We start from the raw sequence: 15821 nt of genomic DNA, 5'->3' as shown, positions 1-15821 counted from the left end.
CTTGGGCGGTTCGGGGCTCCCGGGCCCAAGCGACTACTTCACCTGGGTGACCTTGTTGTCCGTGCCGGTGCGGCTGATCTTCGGCTTCGACTTGCCGAGACCGCGCTTCCAGGTGACGGAGTTGGAGTTGCCCGTCACGGAGATGGCACCCGTGGCCTCCGCCTTCACGTTGTTGTCGGAGCCGTTCACGGTGATGCTCTTGCACTCGCCGGTCAGCGTCACGGTGTTGTCCGCGCCGGTGATCTCCACGGTGCTGCCCGGAGTGCACGCGTGGGTCGCGGTCTCGCCAGTGCCGGTGATGTCGATGTTGGCCGAGTCCTCCTGCGCGACGGCCGTCATCGGGCCGAAGGCACATGCCGCCATCATGAACACCGCCGTACCGAGCTTCCTGTTCATCCGTTGTCCCCCTTGGGAGTGGTGCGCGCCTGATGCCGCACGGCCCCATCTACGTGACGGACGGCGGAAGATTCAATCTCGGGATTCAGGTGGCTCCAGGGGAATGGCTCAGTCCTTCCCGAGGCCGTCCACCAGATAGAGCCGGGAGAGCGTCTCGAAGTAGCTGTACGCGTAGGCGCTCCCGTCCGCGGAGAGCGCCAGGGTCATGACCGAGATGAGCCCCGGCGGGGGGCCGCGCGCGGGGACCGTCAGGTGTGGCACGCTTTCGCCTGTCTTCACGTCGACCCGGTAGATCTGGACGGGAAGCGAGACACTGCGCAGGTAGAGGGCCGCGCCGCTCGCGTCCCAACCCACCACCCACTGTCTCGGGAACGTGCCCGGGACCACGCGCTGCGCGTCCCCCGTCGCGGAGAACAGGCGGAGGCTTCCCGATTCATCCACCGCCGCGAGCCAGGCTCCATCGGGGGAAATGGCCGTGTGGAAGCCGGTGCCCTCCGCCGTGACTGGCCGGGGGGCTCCGGCGCCCGGCTCGAACACCCACAAGCGGGCGGGACGCCCCTCCTGGCTCGCGCGCAGCAGCAACCGCTTTCCATCCGGAAACCAGCGCGCCGAAAGCACCGTGGCCACCGGAGCCAATGACACGCGGCGCGGCTCCCCCACGCCGGTGGGCAGCAGGAAGAACTCCATCCGCTCCCCATAACGCACGACCAGCGCCTGCTTGCCATCCGGGGACAGCGCTAGAGGATGCCCGTCTCCCAGCCGGACCGGAGGTGCGCCATGGGTGGTGCGCAGGTACGCGCCATAGGTGGGGCCTTCGATCTGGTTCTCCTCGGAGATGAGCAGCATCCCGCCATCGTGGGACAGGTCCGACAGGATCGAGGCGTCCGTCATCGTGAGATCCCGCTCCTCCCCCGCTCGGCCGAACACGAGCCCCGCCCGGATCACCTGGTGATCCACCAGGACGGTGCCGTCCTTCGAGATGTCGTGGAGCAGCATCCGCCCGGGGCCCCGATCCACGAGTCGCGTCGCGCCTCGCAGGTCGACCGCGAACAGCGCGGTGTCCGCACCGGTGCGGGCGGCGGTGAACCACACCTCGCTCCCATCCGGAGCCCACGCCAGTCCCCGGATGCACGCCCAGTCTCCGGAGAGTTCCCGGGGCGGCCCGTCCTTTTCCAGCACCCAGACCCCGCCCCGGTCGTCCTTCGGGTGCTCATGGAAGAGGAACGCGATTCGCGCGCCATCGGGGGACACCCGCGCGTGGCTGATCCACCCCTGCGACTCGAAGCGCACGGTGCCGGGCGGCCGCTCCAGCCGGAAGGTTTCGCCCACCCGGCGCACCACCGCCAGCGGTCCCTCGCCGCGCCCCCAGTCCGCCTCCAGCACACCGTCGAGCAGGGCTCGCGGCGCCCCTCCCGCCAGCGGCATCAGCCCGAGCGTGGCCGTGGGATGCTCCGGGTCGAAGAACCGGGGGGCGAGCAATACCGCCAGCTCTCCCCGGGACGACGCGGCGAGCACATCCGCGTTCAGTCCCAGGGGCTGCGACAGCGGACGCTCCGTGCGCGCGCTGTAGAGCCCTACGGGGCCTCCCTCCCACGCCGCGCCATAGAGAAACGTGTGTCCATCCGCGGAGAACCGCGCGCTCAGCACGGGGCCGCGCTGGAAGGTGGCCGGCCGGTACGTCGGGCCCGACGCCGGGACCTTCCACGGACGCCCGAACGCCAGGAGCCCACCCGCCACGCACAGCAGCGCGACCGCCAGGAGCGTGAACAGCGCCGGGCGCGGGAGGGCGCGCGGATGCACGGCCGGGGGCCCCTGACTTCCGGAGCGGGACGCGATGGACTCCAGGGCGAAGGCCAGGTCCTGCGCGGATTGGAACCGGTCACCGGGTGCCTTCGCCAGACAGCGGGCGAGGACCGCTCCCAGTTCACCTGGCAGCACGGGAGGCTCATCGCGGAGCGCGGCGCTCATGCGCTCCACCGGGTTGTCACCCCCGAAGGGGACCTGACCGCTCACGGCCTCATGGAGCACCGTGCCCAGCGAGAACACATCCGCGCGAGGATCCACGCTCTGCCCGCGGATCTGCTCGGGGGCCATGTAGCCCGCGGTGCCCATCACCGCGCCGCTCCGGGTCACCGCCGCGTCCTCGCCGCGCTCGGTGAGCCGCGCGAGTCCGAAGTCGAGGATGCGGGCACCGCCCTCCGTGCACAGGAAGATGTTCGCCGGCTTGAGGTCGCGGTGGATGACGCCGCGGGCATGCGCGGCCGCGAGCCCCTGTGCCAGCTGGATGCCCAGCCGCAGGACCTCCGCCAGGGGCAGCGGCCCGCGCATCAACCGCGTCCGCAGGGTGGTGCCCTCCAGCCACTCGGTGACGAGGTAGGGCGTGCCTTCCTGGTCTCCCACGTCGAACAAGGTCAGCAGATGCGGATGGGACAGCGCCCCCGCTGCGCGGGCCTCCTGGCGGAAGCGGGCCAGCCGCTCGGGGTCCTGGGCGAACCGCGCCGGGAGAACCTTCAGCGCCACGTCCCGTCCGAGCCGCCCATCGCGCGCCCGGTACACGTCGCCCATCGAGCCACTGCCGGCATGGCTGACGACGGTGTAGGGCCCCACCTGCTCCCCTGGAGCGAACAGGCGGGGCGGAGGCGCCGCTTCTTCCACCAGCCGTCCCTCCGCGTGCCATGTCGCCGTGACGGAGGCGAGCAGCGCCCCACAGGTGTCACAGCGTGAGAAGTGGGCCTCGGCCAGGGCCCGCTGCTCGGGAGGCAGGCGGTCCTCAACGAAGGCGAGAATCGTTTCCTCGGAAGGACAAGCAGACATGGCGGGGAGCAATTCTAGCCATGTTTGCATTCAAGGCAGAAGTGGCGGGACCGTCACCCGGTACGCGCGGAGGAGCAGGGAACGGGTCCCCTGCGCACCGGAATCCAAGTCAGGCTTCACCTCCAGCACCCACGCGAAGTCCTCGGAGAGCGCGGCGGCGACCAGTTCCTCGAATCCATTGTCGGGTCCCTCCTGGGCTCCCGCGTTCCCGCTGAGCGTCACCGTGGAGGCCTGGCCCGGCGTGCTCTCCACGACCACCAGACGCCGGGCTTCAATCCATTCCAGACCGTCTGGCTTTTCGAGCGCTGACGTCCGGGCGAGCATCACCGGCGCCTCCTCGGACTCCTCCGGCTGGGTGCCAATGGAGACCCGCGTGCCCGTGTCGCTCTTCTCGATGAAGAGGGTGAGCGAGGCTCCCCCAGCGGCGAGACGGACAAGGGTGTTCGTGATCAGATCCGTCGCGTACCTGTTGCCCGAGGCCTTGATGACAGAGACATCGTTGGCGAGTGTGCAAAGGGACATCCAAGGGCAGACGCACATGCGGGCCTCCTCGGGCGGCGTGGACGAGGGCCCGGAAACGTGGCCCTTCAACGCTCTGACACCGGCCAGGGAAACCCTTGCAGCGAAAGTCAGCGCCCTTTTTCCAATGAGGAGGCCATTCTCAATTGCTTACAAAACTGAGTGCCATGAGGAAAGGTGCGGGTCTGATGACCTACGGCTGGATGGCCTCCAGCTCCAACCGGAGTGCTTCGCGCTCTGCCGCCGAGAGGGGTAGGGCGCTGAGGTTCCGGTCCCGCTCCAGGGCGCCAGACGTGTCCCCCAGGGCCCTGGCCAGCTCGGCTCTGGCCGCGAGTGCCCGGGCCCGCTCCAGCGTCGTCCCGGCGCCGTCCTTCTTCAGCGCGGCGTCCAGGACCTTCGCGGCGGCGGCGTCATCGCCCTTGAAGTCGCGCAGGCGCCGGGCCGTCTTGAGTGCCTTGCCGAGGAGGGTGGTCGGAGCGTCCGCGTCGTCGCCGTAGCCCGAGGGCTCGTCCCGCCGGATGAACATGACGGAGTTGCCGGAGGGGTCGACGACGGTGAAGCGGGTCTGCCCCTTTCGCATGCGCGTCATGCGTGGGAGGCCCCGGACGGGAGTCCGGCCATAGGCCTGTCGCAGCGCGGCCAGGAATCGCGCGTGCAGTTCCTCCACCTCGTCCACGATGATCAGGCAGGTGCTGAAGGCCTTCAGCGGATCCAACCCCTTCAGGCCGAAGAAGTGGAGCTGGGCGCCACCCCGCCGCGTCGCCGCATAGGGGTTGGGCGCCCGCTGCTGGTACGTCACCTCGAAGCCCAGCAGGCCGTAGAACTCGAGCGTCGGCGCGAGCTCCACGCAGGGGAGCAGGGGAATGCTGGCGTCACCCTTCATGGGGGCGCGCCTCCACGCCCAGGTCCTTCTCCAGCCGCAGGCGCGCTTCACGGACGCCCTCGACCGCCGCTGCCAGGAGCGCCGGGGCGATGCTGGCGCCCAGTCGGTCCGCCCAGGCCGCATGCGCCTGTTCGACCTTGCGCAAGGCACGGCGCCCGGCGGCGGTGAGCGAGACGCACTTCGCCCGCTGATGATGCGGGTTGTCGACGTACTCCACGAACCCCTCCTTCGCGAGCGCGTCCGCGGTCTGCTGCACGCTCTGCCGCGCCAGTCCCATCGTGCGCGCGACCGCCGCCACCGTCGCGGGGCCATGGTCGATGACACCCAGCACCTGCCAGCGGGCGCTCGTCAGTCCCGCCGGAGCGCTCAGCCGGTCTCCGGCCTGGAGCAGCAGCCCATTCAGCTGGAACACCTCCAGCACCAGGGCGCTGAAGGTCTCCGCCTTCCGTGTGAGAGATGGCATGGACAGGAACCTGTCATTATGACAGGTTCCTGTCAAATGCTCCACTGACCCCGTTCGGGCGCATGCCCTGGGGGACAGGGTCACTGCACGCTGGCCAGCACTCCCGTAGGGGACAGGCCCATTTCCCGACACATGGCGGTGCTCACTTCCAGGCCCTGACCTGCGCGTTCAGGCCCATGGACGCATCTCCCTTCGGCCGGCCCCCCTGCCGGCGGAGGAACCCCCGGATGCGACGCTTTCGTCCCTTGATCCCCTGCCTCGTCCTGCTTGGAACGAGCGCCCATGCCCAGATCGCGAACGGCCTGCGTGCCGAAATCGCCCGAGCCCTCCGCGTCGGTGCCGCGGACGCGGAGTTCGCCGCGCCCCTGCCCGAGAACCCGGACAACAACGACGAGGAGCGCTATCCCTCGCGCTTCGCCAGCTACAGCAAGGGCTTGCAGCACGACGCATTCGGCGACGTCGTCACGACCGAGTACGACAAGCTGCTCGCCTCGCTGATTGGAGGAGACCCGGCCGCCGGCCTCGAAACGCTCTTCCTGGGCGAGCGCAAGCTCGTGAATCCCCTGGCGGGCTTCTCCTATCTGCCCGTGGGGCCGGATCCGCACGCACTCGCCCTGCGGCCCGCGCCGCTGTTCACCAGCGCCGAGGTCTCCGGTGAGCTGGACGAGCTGTACTGGATGTCACTCGTCCGGGACGTGCCGTTCCAGGACTACACCTCCAGTCCGCCCGCGGTCCTGACCCAGGCCATCCAGCGCCTCAATCAACTCCGCGAGTACCGTGGTGCGAAGGAGGGCGGCGTCGTGACCGGCGCGTCGTTGTTCCGGGCCGACCTGCCGGGGAGCGCGAAGGGGCCCTTCATCTCGCAGTTCCTGCTGCTGGACGTGCCTTACGGCGCGCAGGTGATTCCCCAGCGCAATCTGACGCGGGTGCCCGGCGATGACCGGGTCTTCCGCTTCGACACGTGGCTGAGCATCCAGAACGGCGCGCTCCCCACCCAGCCTCCTGTCTACGACCCGGTCCGCCGGTATCTCCGGAACGGCCGCGACCTGGCGGAGTGGGTTCACCTGGACTATCCGGTGCAGTCCAGTCTCAACGCCGCGCTGCTGCTCACCCGGCTGGGCGACGTGGACGCGGACCCGAAGTCCTCGCCGCTTGTCTTTGATGAGCTGAATCCCTACCGGAACTACCGCAACCAGGAGCCCTTCGCGACGCTGGGAAACGGTGACGGGCTGGACGTGGTGAGCCGCATCGTGAATCCGGCGCTGCGCGCGCAGTGGTTCCAGAAGTGGCTCATCCACCGGCGCCTGCGTCCGGAGGAGTACGCGGGCCGCGTGCACAACACCGTGACGGGCGCACGCACGTACCCCGTTCCCCCGGAACTGCTGGCGTCACCGGTGCTGCCGCTGGTCCTGGCCCGCAACAACGCGCTCAACGGAGGCGCGGGCGGCACGTACCTCTTGAACCAGGCCTTCCCGGAGGGAAGCCCGGTCCATCCCGCCTATGCGTCCGGCCACTCCACGTACATCGGCGCGGGGGTGACGATGATCAAGGCCTTCTACAAGGACCTCCCCATCCCGAACCCGGTCGTCCCCAACGCGGATGGCACGGCGTTGGTGCCCTATACCGGCCCCACGCTCTACGCCTTCGACGAACTGGACAAGCTGGTCAGCAACGTCGGCGTGGCGCGGCTCTTCGCGGGAGTGCACTACCGCAGCGACCATGACCACGGCTCGCGCCTGGGCGAACTCCTGGCGCTGCGCACGTTGCAGGACCTGGCGCGCTACTACAACGAGCCCTTCGATGGCTTCCAGGTGCGCACCTTTGGAGGCAACACGCTCACCATCGACCGGGACACGCCCGTGCTGCCCAACTTCGTGAGCACGGTGGACCGTTTCACCCTGGTGAACCCGAGCTCCGGCAACGACCTGGCGCAGGTGGAAAACGGCGCGGTGTTGGATTTGAGCGACCTGGGCACGGCGCAGGTGGCCCTGAGGGCCACGACTTATGAGTCCCAGGTGGGCAGCGTGCGCTTCGAGATCGACGGCACCGTGTACGTCGACAACCAGGCGCCCTACGTGCTCCCCATCACGGCGACCGTCGGCACTCACGTGGTGACGGCGACCCCCTACAGCGAGCCCAACGGGCAGGGGCTCGGGGGCGTACCGCTCACGGTGCGCGTGACCGTGCAGCCCTAGACGGGCACGACGCGCAGTTTCTTCTCCGCTCCGCCGACGACCAGTGAACGGCCGTCGGACTTGTACGCGCGCCAGCGCGTCACGGCGCGCAGCCTGGATCCGCTGGGCTCCAGGTGTACTGGGAGTCCAGCGTCAGCTTCTGATCCACCACCGGGCCCTTCATGCCGCGCGCGGTGAGCAGGAAGGCCTGCACCGGCGCGATGCCCGACACCTCGGCGCGATAGATGAAACGACAGCCCGCGATCCACGTGTCATCCGGGACCGGCGCGCGGGTGCCGTCGAGGCAGGGCTCCGGAAGGAAGCCCAGCTGGTCGGCGCTCTCCGAGTAGCGGTCCTTCTCCCCGAAGTACGCTTTCTGGGACGTGAAGAACCCCTTCAGGTTGCTGGCCCCCTCACACAGCGGGGCTGGCAGCGGCGTCCCCTCCGGCCTGCGCACGCCATGGCAGTCCTCGAGGACGAGCTCCGAGGGCCACACGCGCACGGGCTTCCCGTCCACGAACCCATGCGCCATCTCATACGTGAGCCCTTCGGCGAGCCCGCCCACGCCCACCGCGCGCACGCGGAAGGAGGTGTTGTCCGGCGGCGAGCCGGTCACCGAGATCGCGTAACGGAAGTGGCAACCCGCGAGCCAGGTGGCATCCGGCGTGGGCACGCGGCTGCCATCCGTGCACGCCGCCGGGACGGGGAGCCGTGTGACGTCCTCCGTCCAGCGGTCCTTCTCCCCGAAGTACTCCTGCTGCCCCGCCAGCAGCCCGCTGAAGCCGAGGAGCGCCTCGCATCGCAGCCGCTCGCGCAGCTCCGCCCCGGTGCTGCTAGGCGAGGGCGTGACCTTCGCGGGCGCGCTCGCCTTGACCGGAGCCGCGGCGGGGACCCGCGCGGGAGGCGGCTGCTCCTGGCGCTCACAACCGCCCAGCACCACCAACGCCGGAACGAGAAGGGGGATGCGGAATGAGCGGCTTCGCACTCAGGACTCCTCGGGTTCGCGCTTCAAGGCATCCATCATGGCGTTCCGGGCGCTTCCATGGCCATGAGGGATTGCCGGAAGCCCTCCCTATTCGGTCGCCGGGCCCGCGATGCCGATGGCGCCCGCGTTGCCGCGCATGAAGGCGTCCAGCTCCTCGGCCGTGACCTCGATGGGCGTGCGGCACGCGGACGCTGGATCGCAGACGATGAAGTTGCCCTCCGGCGTCATGCCCACCACCGCGACCAGATGCTCCTCGGCGCCGCCGCCTTGCTCCCAGGTGTCGCCCTTGAGCACCGGGGCGCCCTCCGGGTCCTGAGCGGACGGCTCGACGAAGTTCCCGGAGATGACCACCGACATGCCGGACTCGATGGCCGTCTTGATGCTCGCCGAGTTCGCGGCCACGTCCTCGCAGGTCCCGCCCGCGGCCGTCACCGCGTTCCTCACGTTCTTGAAGCCGGTGTAGAGCGAGTTCTCCTCCCCCAGCGCGTACACCGTCTCGCCCGCGTCGTTGGTCGTCACGCCGTCATTGCCGGTGTTGGTGCTGCCCCAGTAGCGCGCGGCCTGCACCTCGTCGCCGGCCGTGCCGCTGCTCGTGACGTCGGGGATGGGGGGGAGGGTGAGCCCCTCGTTGCGCAGCGCCATGAGCGTGGAGGCGGGGCCGCAGTTGGCATTGCGGGCAGACGGGTCCCCCACCTGCTTCTCCGCGTCGAACTGGTTGACGTAGATGCCCTGGTACGCGTCCGCGGCGTCCGTCTGGTGGTTCTCGGCGCGCTTCTTCGCGAGCTCGTCCGCCTTGACCTGATTGACGAACTCCTCGCTGACCTCCCCGACCAGGCTCTCGTGGACCCAGCCCTGTTTCCCGGACCGGCTCTCCACGTAGACGAAACCCTCCTGGCTCACGGCGCCGTTGTCCGGCGGCGGGATGATCTTCAGCAGCGTCCCCTCCGTGAAGGTGGTGTTGATTCCGCTCTTCGTGGTCGGCCGCTGACGCTGGTTCGCGCCGTCCTTATCCGTGACCGACAGCCAGTCCCCCGCCTCCAGCTTCCCGTCGACTTGCGGAGCCGGAGGTGGCGGCGGCGGGCTCAGCGCGACCAGCGGCGACCTGCCGCGCTCGAACGAGGACACCGCGAAGTTCGTGACGGCCTTCGCGGCGGGTTGCAGCGGTGGGGCGACCGCCTTCTCCACGGCGGTGTTCGCGACGGTGCGCAGCAAAGGCCCCAGGGCACGGCGGATTCCATCAGTCGACATGTCTTGTGCTTCCCCCTCTGAACATCTTCGAGGATGAAAGCGTTCGAGACGCCGGCCGGCGAATTAAACCGGATTAAATCAGGCCCTAGACGCGGAAGCCGCTCACGACGCCCTGGATGCCCCGGAAGGCGACCTCCAGCCGCTGGATGGCGGACTCCACGTCCTCGTTGGCCCGCACGCTGTCCTTCATCATCCGGGAGAAGTCCGTCACCACCGCGGTCATCTGCACGATGCCCGCGTTCTGCTGGGTGAACGAGCCCACGATGTCCTGGGCCGCGCTGCTGCTGTCCCGCACGGCCTCCGTCAGCTCCTGGAGGCTCTGCCCGGAGGAGAGCGCCTCGTGGATGCCCTCCGCCATCTTCTGGTGGCTGCTCTCCAGGGACTCGGTGACGGCGCTCACCGCGGTGCCCATCTCCGACAGCAGGCCGCTGATGCTCTGCGCGCCGCGCTGGGACTGCTGCGACAGCGACCGCATCTCCCGGGCCACCACCGCGAAGCTGCGCCCGTGCTCGCCCGAGCGCGCCGCCTCGATGGCCGCGTTGATGGCCAGCACGTTGGATTGATCCGACAGGTCCTTGACCGTCTGGAGGATGGCGGACGCCTTGCGAGAGCCCTCCGTGAGCCGCCCGATGGCCGGCATCAGCTCGCCCACCTGGGCGCGCAGGTGCTCCAGCGCGTCGCCGCTCTGGCGCAGCCGCGTCTGGCCCGTCAGGCTGGCCTGCTCCGCGCGCTTCGCGACCTGGAGCACCGTGTCGGCCTGCCGCGAGGCCTCCAGCGCCCGCTCCTGGATGTCCCGCATGGCCACGCTCGCCTCCTCGATGCTCGCCGACTGGCGGGTGAGGTGCTCGGACTGCTCGCGGCTGATGTGCGTCAGTCCCTCCACGCTGCCGGCCAGCTCCTTCAGCGTCTCCTGGAGGGTGACGGGGATGGTGCGCAGGCGCTGCACCAGGTGGTTGATGCTCTGGGCCAGGAGGCCAATCTCGTCCTCGGACCGGATGTCGATGACCTGGGTGAGGTCACCCTCGGTGGCGATGCGCGAGGCGACCTGCGTGAGCCGCGTCAGCGGCTGGGCCACCTGCGACACCAGCCACACCGACAGCGACGCGAGCACGCCCAGCAGGATGAGCCCCAGCAGGACCAGGCGCCGCTGGGAGCCCTTGTGCTCCTCCAGGGTGAGGGCGAAGGAGGCGCCCATCTTGAGCTGGTCCTCCTCGGTGGCGCGCTGGAGCGCGTCCCGCACCTGGTTGTAGCGCGTGGCCATCTCCGGGAGCCGGGCGGAGGCCTGGGCGTCCCTGCGGATCATCCGCTCGCTCGTGTCGCGGGCGAAGGCCACGTAGTCGCGCAGCTGCGCCTCCAGCGCGTCCATGCGCCCCGGCGTGATGGCGGGGTTGGTGCGCCCCTCGGCGACCCGCTGGAGGAAGCGCTTCGCGACGGCGTCCGACTCGGCCAGCTGCTCCAGGTCCTCCGCCGCGACCGCGTCCTGGAGTCCCCGTTGCAGCTGTTGCAGCAGCACGTCCAGGTCCCGGCTGAGGAGCACCGCGGGGACGTAGCCCTTCTCGATGCGCTCCAGGTGCTGCCGGGTGCTGCGCCCGAGCAGCTCCGAGAGCCCGATGATGGCCACGAGGAACAGGGCCGCGAGGACGGGGAGCAGCAGGACCTTGTGCTTGAATCGCATGGTGCCGGACTCGTTGTTCTTTCAGTCCAGCAGGGTGATGACCTTCAGCCCGGGGGTGGGGGTGCTCGCGGGCACGTAGCCCACGGCGCCGGGGTTCGCGCGCACGTAGGCGAGGACGTCCGCATCCGACGGCAGCTCCGGGGGCGGCACGTCGCGGCCGGAGAAGATGCGCTGCTGCCAGAAGGCCCGGACCGCGGGCAGCGAGCGCTTCAGGACCTCGTCGCAGAAGGCGGCGCGCACCGGCGAGCTGTCGTTCAGGTCCACCGGCATGGCGGTGACGCCTGAATCCCACTGGGTGCTCTTCTTGAAGAAGAGCTGCGAGAGCCGCGCGCGGCTCAGCTCGTTCACCGGGTTGTCCGGATGGACCACGACCTTGTAGGCCCCGGACGGCGCCCCCCGCGCCGGCCCGGCGAAGAGCCCGGCAAACCCACACAACAAGAGCAGGACAAGCGTTCTCATGGCGTTTCCGGAAAGGGGGTGGGTCTAGAAGCTGAACTGCGTGCCCAGGGACAGGAGCCGCGTGTGGGGCTCCGGGTGGAGGAGCGCCGCCAGGTCGTCAGTGGCCTCGGGCATGGCGAAGCGGTTGCCGATGACGTTGTGGAACGACACCTTGAAGACGAGGTGCGGGTTGAACCAGTAGTTCACCCCCACGGCGGCCTCGCGGTGGCGCAGGTAGGTGAGCAGCTCGGGCGGCACGGCGGTGGCGGAGGCCCAGGTGCGCGAGCCCTCCACGCGTCCGGCCAGCTGCCAGTGCGGGGTGAGGAAGTACGCCGCCTCCACGTAGCCCGTACGCGCCTTGGACTGCTCGGAGAACAGGTTGAAGAACTCGGCCCGCAGCCACAGCGACTCACCCAGGTACTCGGCGCCCGCGCCCACGACGCCCAGCACGTCGTGACTGCCCTCCGCCTTCGCGGGGTCGCGGGACACGAACCCGGACGCGGTGAAGCGCAGTCCCTCCAGCGGCGCCCACAGCGCCAGCCGGCCGCCGAGCAGCTGTGACTCGATGATGCACACGCCGCCCTCCGCCTCGTCACAGTCCTGGACGAGGGGCTGCTTCAGGTCGAGGAAGCCGCCGTAGGCGTCGTACTCCACCATCCACTCGCCCGGCAGGTTGATGCGGCCGGTGAGCCCCAGGCCGTCGTAGTTCTCCACGCCAATCGTCGTGGGGCCGTACGTCCCCTGGGGCAGGGCGTTGAAGGGCCGCAGCGTGCCCACGTCGTAGATCTCCGAGTACAGCGCCAGGGGGAGCTGGTTGCGGCCCGCGCGCAGGCGGAACGCGTCGGAGAAGGAGTACTCCGCGAAGGCGTAGTCCACCTCCGGCTCCAGCGACTGGCCGGGGGCCTTCTCGAAGGAGAACTGCGTGTTGATGACCAGCCGCTCCGCGGGGAGGGCCCGGACCAGCAGCGTGGTGCCCAGGTCCTGCAGGCCCACGTCCTCATTGCCGGCCAGGTAGACGTTCTCCCAGGTCTTGCCGGTGCTCAGGTGTGAGTACCCGTGGATGAAGAACTTCCCATCCGCCAGGGACATGCCGGACGCGGTGCCGGAGACCAGCAGGACTCCCAGACACAGGAGGAGCCGTCGCAGATGAAACATGGGAGTGCCTTTCAACGACGACCGAACGGGGGGCTGACTGGATTTTATGTGTATAAGAAAATTAAACCTCCTGTCCAGAGGAGGAGAGCGCTGAGCCGCGCACGGCCCTCCCCGAAACACCGCCGATATCTGGGGTGTCAAACGGGATCTTGGTTTGTTCGGGTTGTCGCGCTGGGCGGTGAAACGTGGTTTCACCGGTCTGGATGCGACACGGGAGGCGGGTGAGACATGCGCGCCGAGGGGGGCTGCGCCTGTGGAGCCGCCGCGGGCACTCCATCCTGGTGCATGGCAGTTGAAACAACCATGCGGAAATCGAGAGGACTCCACTCGGAGCAAGGACTAGCGGCGCTTCGTCCAGTCCCGGAACGGGGTCGCCTTCCAGCCCGTCCACTTGGACGGATCGTACTCCATCAGCGAGCTGCCTGGCACCTTGACGAGGCCAAAATGCGGAAGGGTGAGGATTGGCGTTTGACCTGTCTCCACGTCGCGCTGGCCCAGGTCTTCTGCCTTTTCCTCACCCCAGCCAGCAGCCAGCGCGGACATGATCATGTCCTGGATCAACCCGACCCGTTCCTGACGGATCCGCAGATCCTCGTCCTGCAGGCCCAGGTTCTCCGGCTTGAACAAGAATTGGGCGGACGTCGTGTCGGGTGTGTAGCTCATGGGCATCTCCGACGTGTAGAAGCCGGGGCCAATGCCTTTTCGATGATTGATGCCGGCCTTGCTGGACATGACCAGATAGGTGTTCAAGGCGCGCCGGGTGGTATCCGTGTAAGGGTGCGCATACAGCGCCCAGGCGTCGCCGACCCAGTGCGACTTGGTTAGCACGGGCATCGTCGTGTCCGTTTTCCACTCTGGCGGCGGCTGCTTGCCGAACCGGGTGAAGAACTTCGCCTGGAGGACGAACTCGACGCTGGCATCAAAGAAGTACCCGCCCACCACCCGCAGGATGCACAGGCTGGCCAGGTCTTTCGCGGCGGAGAGGGCGGCCAGACGCTTGAGGCTCGTGTAGACGTGACGCGCGGTCTCGGCCACGGTCGTGCTCGCTTCACGGGTGTCCTGCTTCCACCAGGTGAACAACTCACTCATCGACATCACCCAGATCTTGGGGTTGATCCGGTGAAGGACTGTCTCGGCGACGCGCTTGTTCCGGGACTCACACCAGAACACGATGCGGTTCCAGGGGACGTTCGTGAGATGGCTGGCTGTCCGGACGCCCTGGAACGCCTTCTCCGAACCCTCGTCGAGGTCGCCGATCCAGGCAAAGTTGACCATGTCGACGCCGATCTTCCTCGAGCCTTCGGCGAACTCGACGAGTTCTTGAATCCCAGGCATGTGCTGGCTCCCTTTGTGACAGCGATTGGAAGGCTTGACGCTATCCTTTTCGCGCACTCGGGGTAAATCCAGTTCACGCAGCTGCAGGCCGCCGGGCCCTCCGTCTATCGCGCTCGCTGCAGATGAATCATTGCCTCATCCAGCAGCGCGGCCACGCCCCGGCGCACCACGTGCACGACCTTGCGGTGATGTGACGAAGCCGGGTGCGTGTAGTGCGTGGACACCTTGTGGTGCAGCTCCGTGGCGCCCCACACCAGCACCAGGTCCGCCCACTCCAGGTCGCTCTTCGCGCGGTCCGCCGTGCGGCGCTCCGTGCCGTCCACCATGCGCAGGGAGATGGCGCCGCTCAGCTTCGCTTCCAATTCCTCACGCACCGCGGGCGAGCCGCCCACCACCACCACGCGCTGCACGCCGCGCTGGTGGCACATCTCCAGGAACGCCACCTCCGCTCGCCGGTTGGCGCTGCCGCCGCACCGCGCGCAGTGGCTCCGGGGCTCCACCCGCAGGGGCTCCCGGCCGCTCGCGGACGCCACCTGGAGGCAGCCGGGGTCCGAGCACACCTGGAAGAAGCGCTCGGCCAGGACCTCGGCCGCACGCTGGAGCTTGGGCTCGCTCATCCGCGCCTTGCCCGGCCGCGTGAGCCCTGCCTCCTCCAGCACGCCCCGGGCCTTCGCACGCGCGTCCATCAGCGTGACGCCCCGCTCCGCCAACCACCCGTCGATGTCCCTGTCCGCGCTCATCGCTTCGCCATCGGGGCAGAAGTAGCGGCGAACAGCTCCGACTGCATCGGAACGGGCCCTGAGGGCTGCGCCAGTCCGAGCGCCTCGCGCACCGGGCCGAAGCTCCGGCGGTGGATGGGCAGCACGCCCAGGGCCTGGATGGCCTGCACGTGCTGCGCGGTGGGGTAGCCCTTGTGGGCCGCCAGGCCGTAGCCGGGATACCGCGCGTCCAGCTCCGCCATCTGCCGGTCGCGCGTCGTCTTCGCCAGCACGGACGCCGCCGCGATGCTCAACGACAGCGAGTCACCCTTGATGATGCCCCGCTGCGGGGAAGGGCACTGCGGAATCGTGCGCGCGTCCACCAGCACGTAGTCTGGCTTCAGCCCCAGCCCCTCCACCGCGCGCCGCATCGCCAGCAGGCCCGCGTGGTAGATGTTGAGCTGATCAATCTCCTCCACCTCCGCCCGGCCCACCGCCCACGCCACCACGTCGCGCTTGAGCGCCTCCGCCAACGCCTCGCGCTTGTCCGGGTCCAATATCTTCTTCGAGTCGTCCAGCCCCTTGAGCTTGTAGCCCCGGGGCAGGATGGCCGCCGCCGCGACGACAGGACCCGCGAGCGGCGCCATGCCGGCCTCGTCCACACCCGCGACGTGCAGGAGGCCCTGCTCCCACAGCTCCGTTTCGAACTTGAGCAGGTGCCGCAGCCGCTGCCCCTCCGCCCGGTTCTTCTCCTGGCGCGACCGCAGCCGCTTCGCGAGCGCCTGCGCGCCCTGGCGGGGATCAGCTTCCAGCGCTTCCAGCAGCCCCTGGGGGATGGGCTGCGCCTGGGTGACGAACCGCCCGGTCAGCTCGGTGACCGAGCATGCGAGCAGGGCCTGCACATTTTCCGCGGACATGGGGGACCTTCGGGATTGCCTACCCGGCGGGTAGCGCTGTTGCACGGCTTACTGGAGCGGAGGAACACCAGTGCCGCGACAACACGCCCGCACGCACGCCGTCAGGCCAGACGGGCGGGCG

At 69.0% G+C, this 15821-nt stretch carries 14 protein-coding genes; 1 reads left to right on the top strand and 13 read right to left on the bottom strand.

Features of this window, described 5'->3' with window-relative positions; genetic code table 11:
• Positions 1–33 precede the first annotated feature (33 nt).
• From D7X96_RS22140 to D7X96_RS22120, 5 genes are all read right to left on the bottom strand, one after another.
• Positions 34–396: a DUF3060 domain-containing protein gene (locus D7X96_RS22140; RefSeq protein ID WP_121770649.1), complete on the bottom strand. Its 363-nt coding sequence runs from the start codon at positions 394–396 to the stop codon at positions 34–36.
• A gap of 108 nt (positions 397–504) precedes the next feature.
• Positions 505–3210, bottom strand: a complete 2706-nt coding sequence (locus D7X96_RS22135; RefSeq protein WP_158626610.1) for a serine/threonine-protein kinase — start codon at positions 3208–3210, stop codon at positions 505–507.
• 30 nt (positions 3211–3240) lie between these two features.
• Positions 3241–3732, bottom strand: coding sequence for a hypothetical protein (locus D7X96_RS22130; RefSeq protein ID WP_121723422.1), 492 nt, complete (start codon positions 3730–3732; stop codon positions 3241–3243).
• Between the two features lie 190 nt (positions 3733–3922).
• Positions 3923–4612 (bottom strand): DUF8817 family protein, encoded by a 690-nt coding sequence (locus D7X96_RS22125; protein ID WP_120547438.1) that lies wholly within the window; start codon positions 4610–4612, stop codon positions 3923–3925.
• Positions 4602–5075 (bottom strand): MarR family winged helix-turn-helix transcriptional regulator, encoded by a 474-nt coding sequence (locus tag D7X96_RS22120; protein ID WP_120547439.1) that lies wholly within the window; start codon positions 5073–5075, stop codon positions 4602–4604. Before D7X96_RS22120 ends, D7X96_RS22125 begins: the two co-directional genes overlap by 11 nt.
• Positions 5076–5302: 227 nt before the next feature.
• Here D7X96_RS22120 and D7X96_RS22115 point away from each other — a divergent pair, with 227 nt between their 5' ends.
• Complete coding sequence (locus D7X96_RS22115) at positions 5303–7270, top strand: phosphatase PAP2 family protein (protein WP_147442677.1); 1968 nt, start codon at positions 5303–5305, stop codon at positions 7268–7270.
• A gap of 79 nt (positions 7271–7349) precedes the next feature.
• Here the strand turns inward: D7X96_RS22115 and D7X96_RS22110 are convergent, their stop codons facing one another.
• The 8 genes from D7X96_RS22110 to rnhB form a co-directional block, all read right to left on the bottom strand.
• A complete protein-coding gene (locus D7X96_RS22110; protein WP_147468368.1) occupies positions 7350–8234 on the bottom strand; it encodes a hypothetical protein in 885 nt (294 codons plus the stop codon).
• An 87-nt stretch (positions 8235–8321) separates the two neighbouring features.
• A complete protein-coding gene (locus D7X96_RS22105; protein ID WP_121770645.1) occupies positions 8322–9482 on the bottom strand; it encodes a C39 family peptidase in 1161 nt (386 codons plus the stop codon).
• A gap of 85 nt (positions 9483–9567) precedes the next feature.
• Complete coding sequence (locus D7X96_RS22100; protein ID WP_121770644.1) at positions 9568–11157, bottom strand: methyl-accepting chemotaxis protein; 1590 nt, start codon at positions 11155–11157, stop codon at positions 9568–9570.
• A 21-nt stretch (positions 11158–11178) separates the two neighbouring features.
• Positions 11179–11616, bottom strand: a complete 438-nt coding sequence (locus D7X96_RS22095; RefSeq protein WP_147468367.1) for a type 2 periplasmic-binding domain-containing protein — start codon at positions 11614–11616, stop codon at positions 11179–11181.
• A 24-nt stretch (positions 11617–11640) separates the two neighbouring features.
• Positions 11641–12750, bottom strand: coding sequence for a porin family protein (locus D7X96_RS22090; protein ID WP_121770642.1), 1110 nt, complete (start codon positions 12748–12750; stop codon positions 11641–11643).
• Between the two features lie 339 nt (positions 12751–13089).
• Positions 13090–14085, bottom strand: a complete 996-nt coding sequence (locus D7X96_RS22085) for a hypothetical protein (protein ID WP_121770641.1) — start codon at positions 14083–14085, stop codon at positions 13090–13092.
• A gap of 104 nt (positions 14086–14189) precedes the next feature.
• Positions 14190–14825, bottom strand: a complete 636-nt coding sequence (locus D7X96_RS22080; RefSeq protein ID WP_120547447.1) for a hypothetical protein — start codon at positions 14823–14825, stop codon at positions 14190–14192.
• Entirely contained in the window at positions 14822–15700 is an 879-nt protein-coding gene (gene rnhB / locus D7X96_RS22075) for a ribonuclease HII (protein ID WP_120547448.1), read from the bottom strand. The genes D7X96_RS22080 and rnhB overlap by 4 nt, the downstream gene beginning before the upstream one ends.
• Positions 15701–15821 lie beyond the last annotated feature (121 nt).

Source organism: Corallococcus interemptor, from assembly GCF_003668875.1.
Taxonomy (GTDB): Bacteria; Myxococcota; Myxococcia; order Myxococcales; family Myxococcaceae; genus Corallococcus; species Corallococcus interemptor.
Note: the sequence above shows the minus strand (reverse complement) of the source record. Positions and strands in the feature narration are given on the sequence as shown.

Coding starts and splice junctions, on each gene's coding strand:
- D7X96_RS22140 (WP_121770649.1), bottom strand. CDS start 396: ATGAACAGGAAGCTCGGTACGGCGGTGTTCATGATGGCGGCATGTGCC.
- D7X96_RS22135 (WP_158626610.1), bottom strand. CDS start 3,210: ATGTCTGCTTGTCCTTCCGAGGAAACGATTCTCGCCTTCGTTGAGGAC.
- D7X96_RS22130 (WP_121723422.1), bottom strand. CDS start 3,732: ATGTCCCTTTGCACACTCGCCAACGATGTCTCTGTCATCAAGGCCTCG.
- D7X96_RS22125 (WP_120547438.1), bottom strand. CDS start 4,612: ATGAAGGGTGACGCCAGCATTCCCCTGCTCCCCTGCGTGGAGCTCGCG.
- D7X96_RS22120 (WP_120547439.1), bottom strand. CDS start 5,075: ATGCCATCTCTCACACGGAAGGCGGAGACCTTCAGCGCCCTGGTGCTG.
- D7X96_RS22115 (WP_147442677.1), top strand. CDS start 5,303: ATGCGACGCTTTCGTCCCTTGATCCCCTGCCTCGTCCTGCTTGGAACG.
- D7X96_RS22105 (WP_121770645.1), bottom strand. CDS start 9,482: ATGTCGACTGATGGAATCCGCCGTGCCCTGGGGCCTTTGCTGCGCACC.
- D7X96_RS22100 (WP_121770644.1), bottom strand. CDS start 11,157: ATGCGATTCAAGCACAAGGTCCTGCTGCTCCCCGTCCTCGCGGCCCTG.
- D7X96_RS22095 (WP_147468367.1), bottom strand. CDS start 11,616: ATGAGAACGCTTGTCCTGCTCTTGTTGTGTGGGTTTGCCGGGCTCTTC.
- D7X96_RS22090 (WP_121770642.1), bottom strand. CDS start 12,750: ATGTTTCATCTGCGACGGCTCCTCCTGTGTCTGGGAGTCCTGCTGGTC.
- D7X96_RS22085 (WP_121770641.1), bottom strand. CDS start 14,085: ATGCCTGGGATTCAAGAACTCGTCGAGTTCGCCGAAGGCTCGAGGAAG.
- D7X96_RS22080 (WP_120547447.1), bottom strand. CDS start 14,825: ATGAGCGCGGACAGGGACATCGACGGGTGGTTGGCGGAGCGGGGCGTC.
- rnhB (WP_120547448.1), bottom strand. CDS start 15,700: ATGTCCGCGGAAAATGTGCAGGCCCTGCTCGCATGCTCGGTCACCGAG.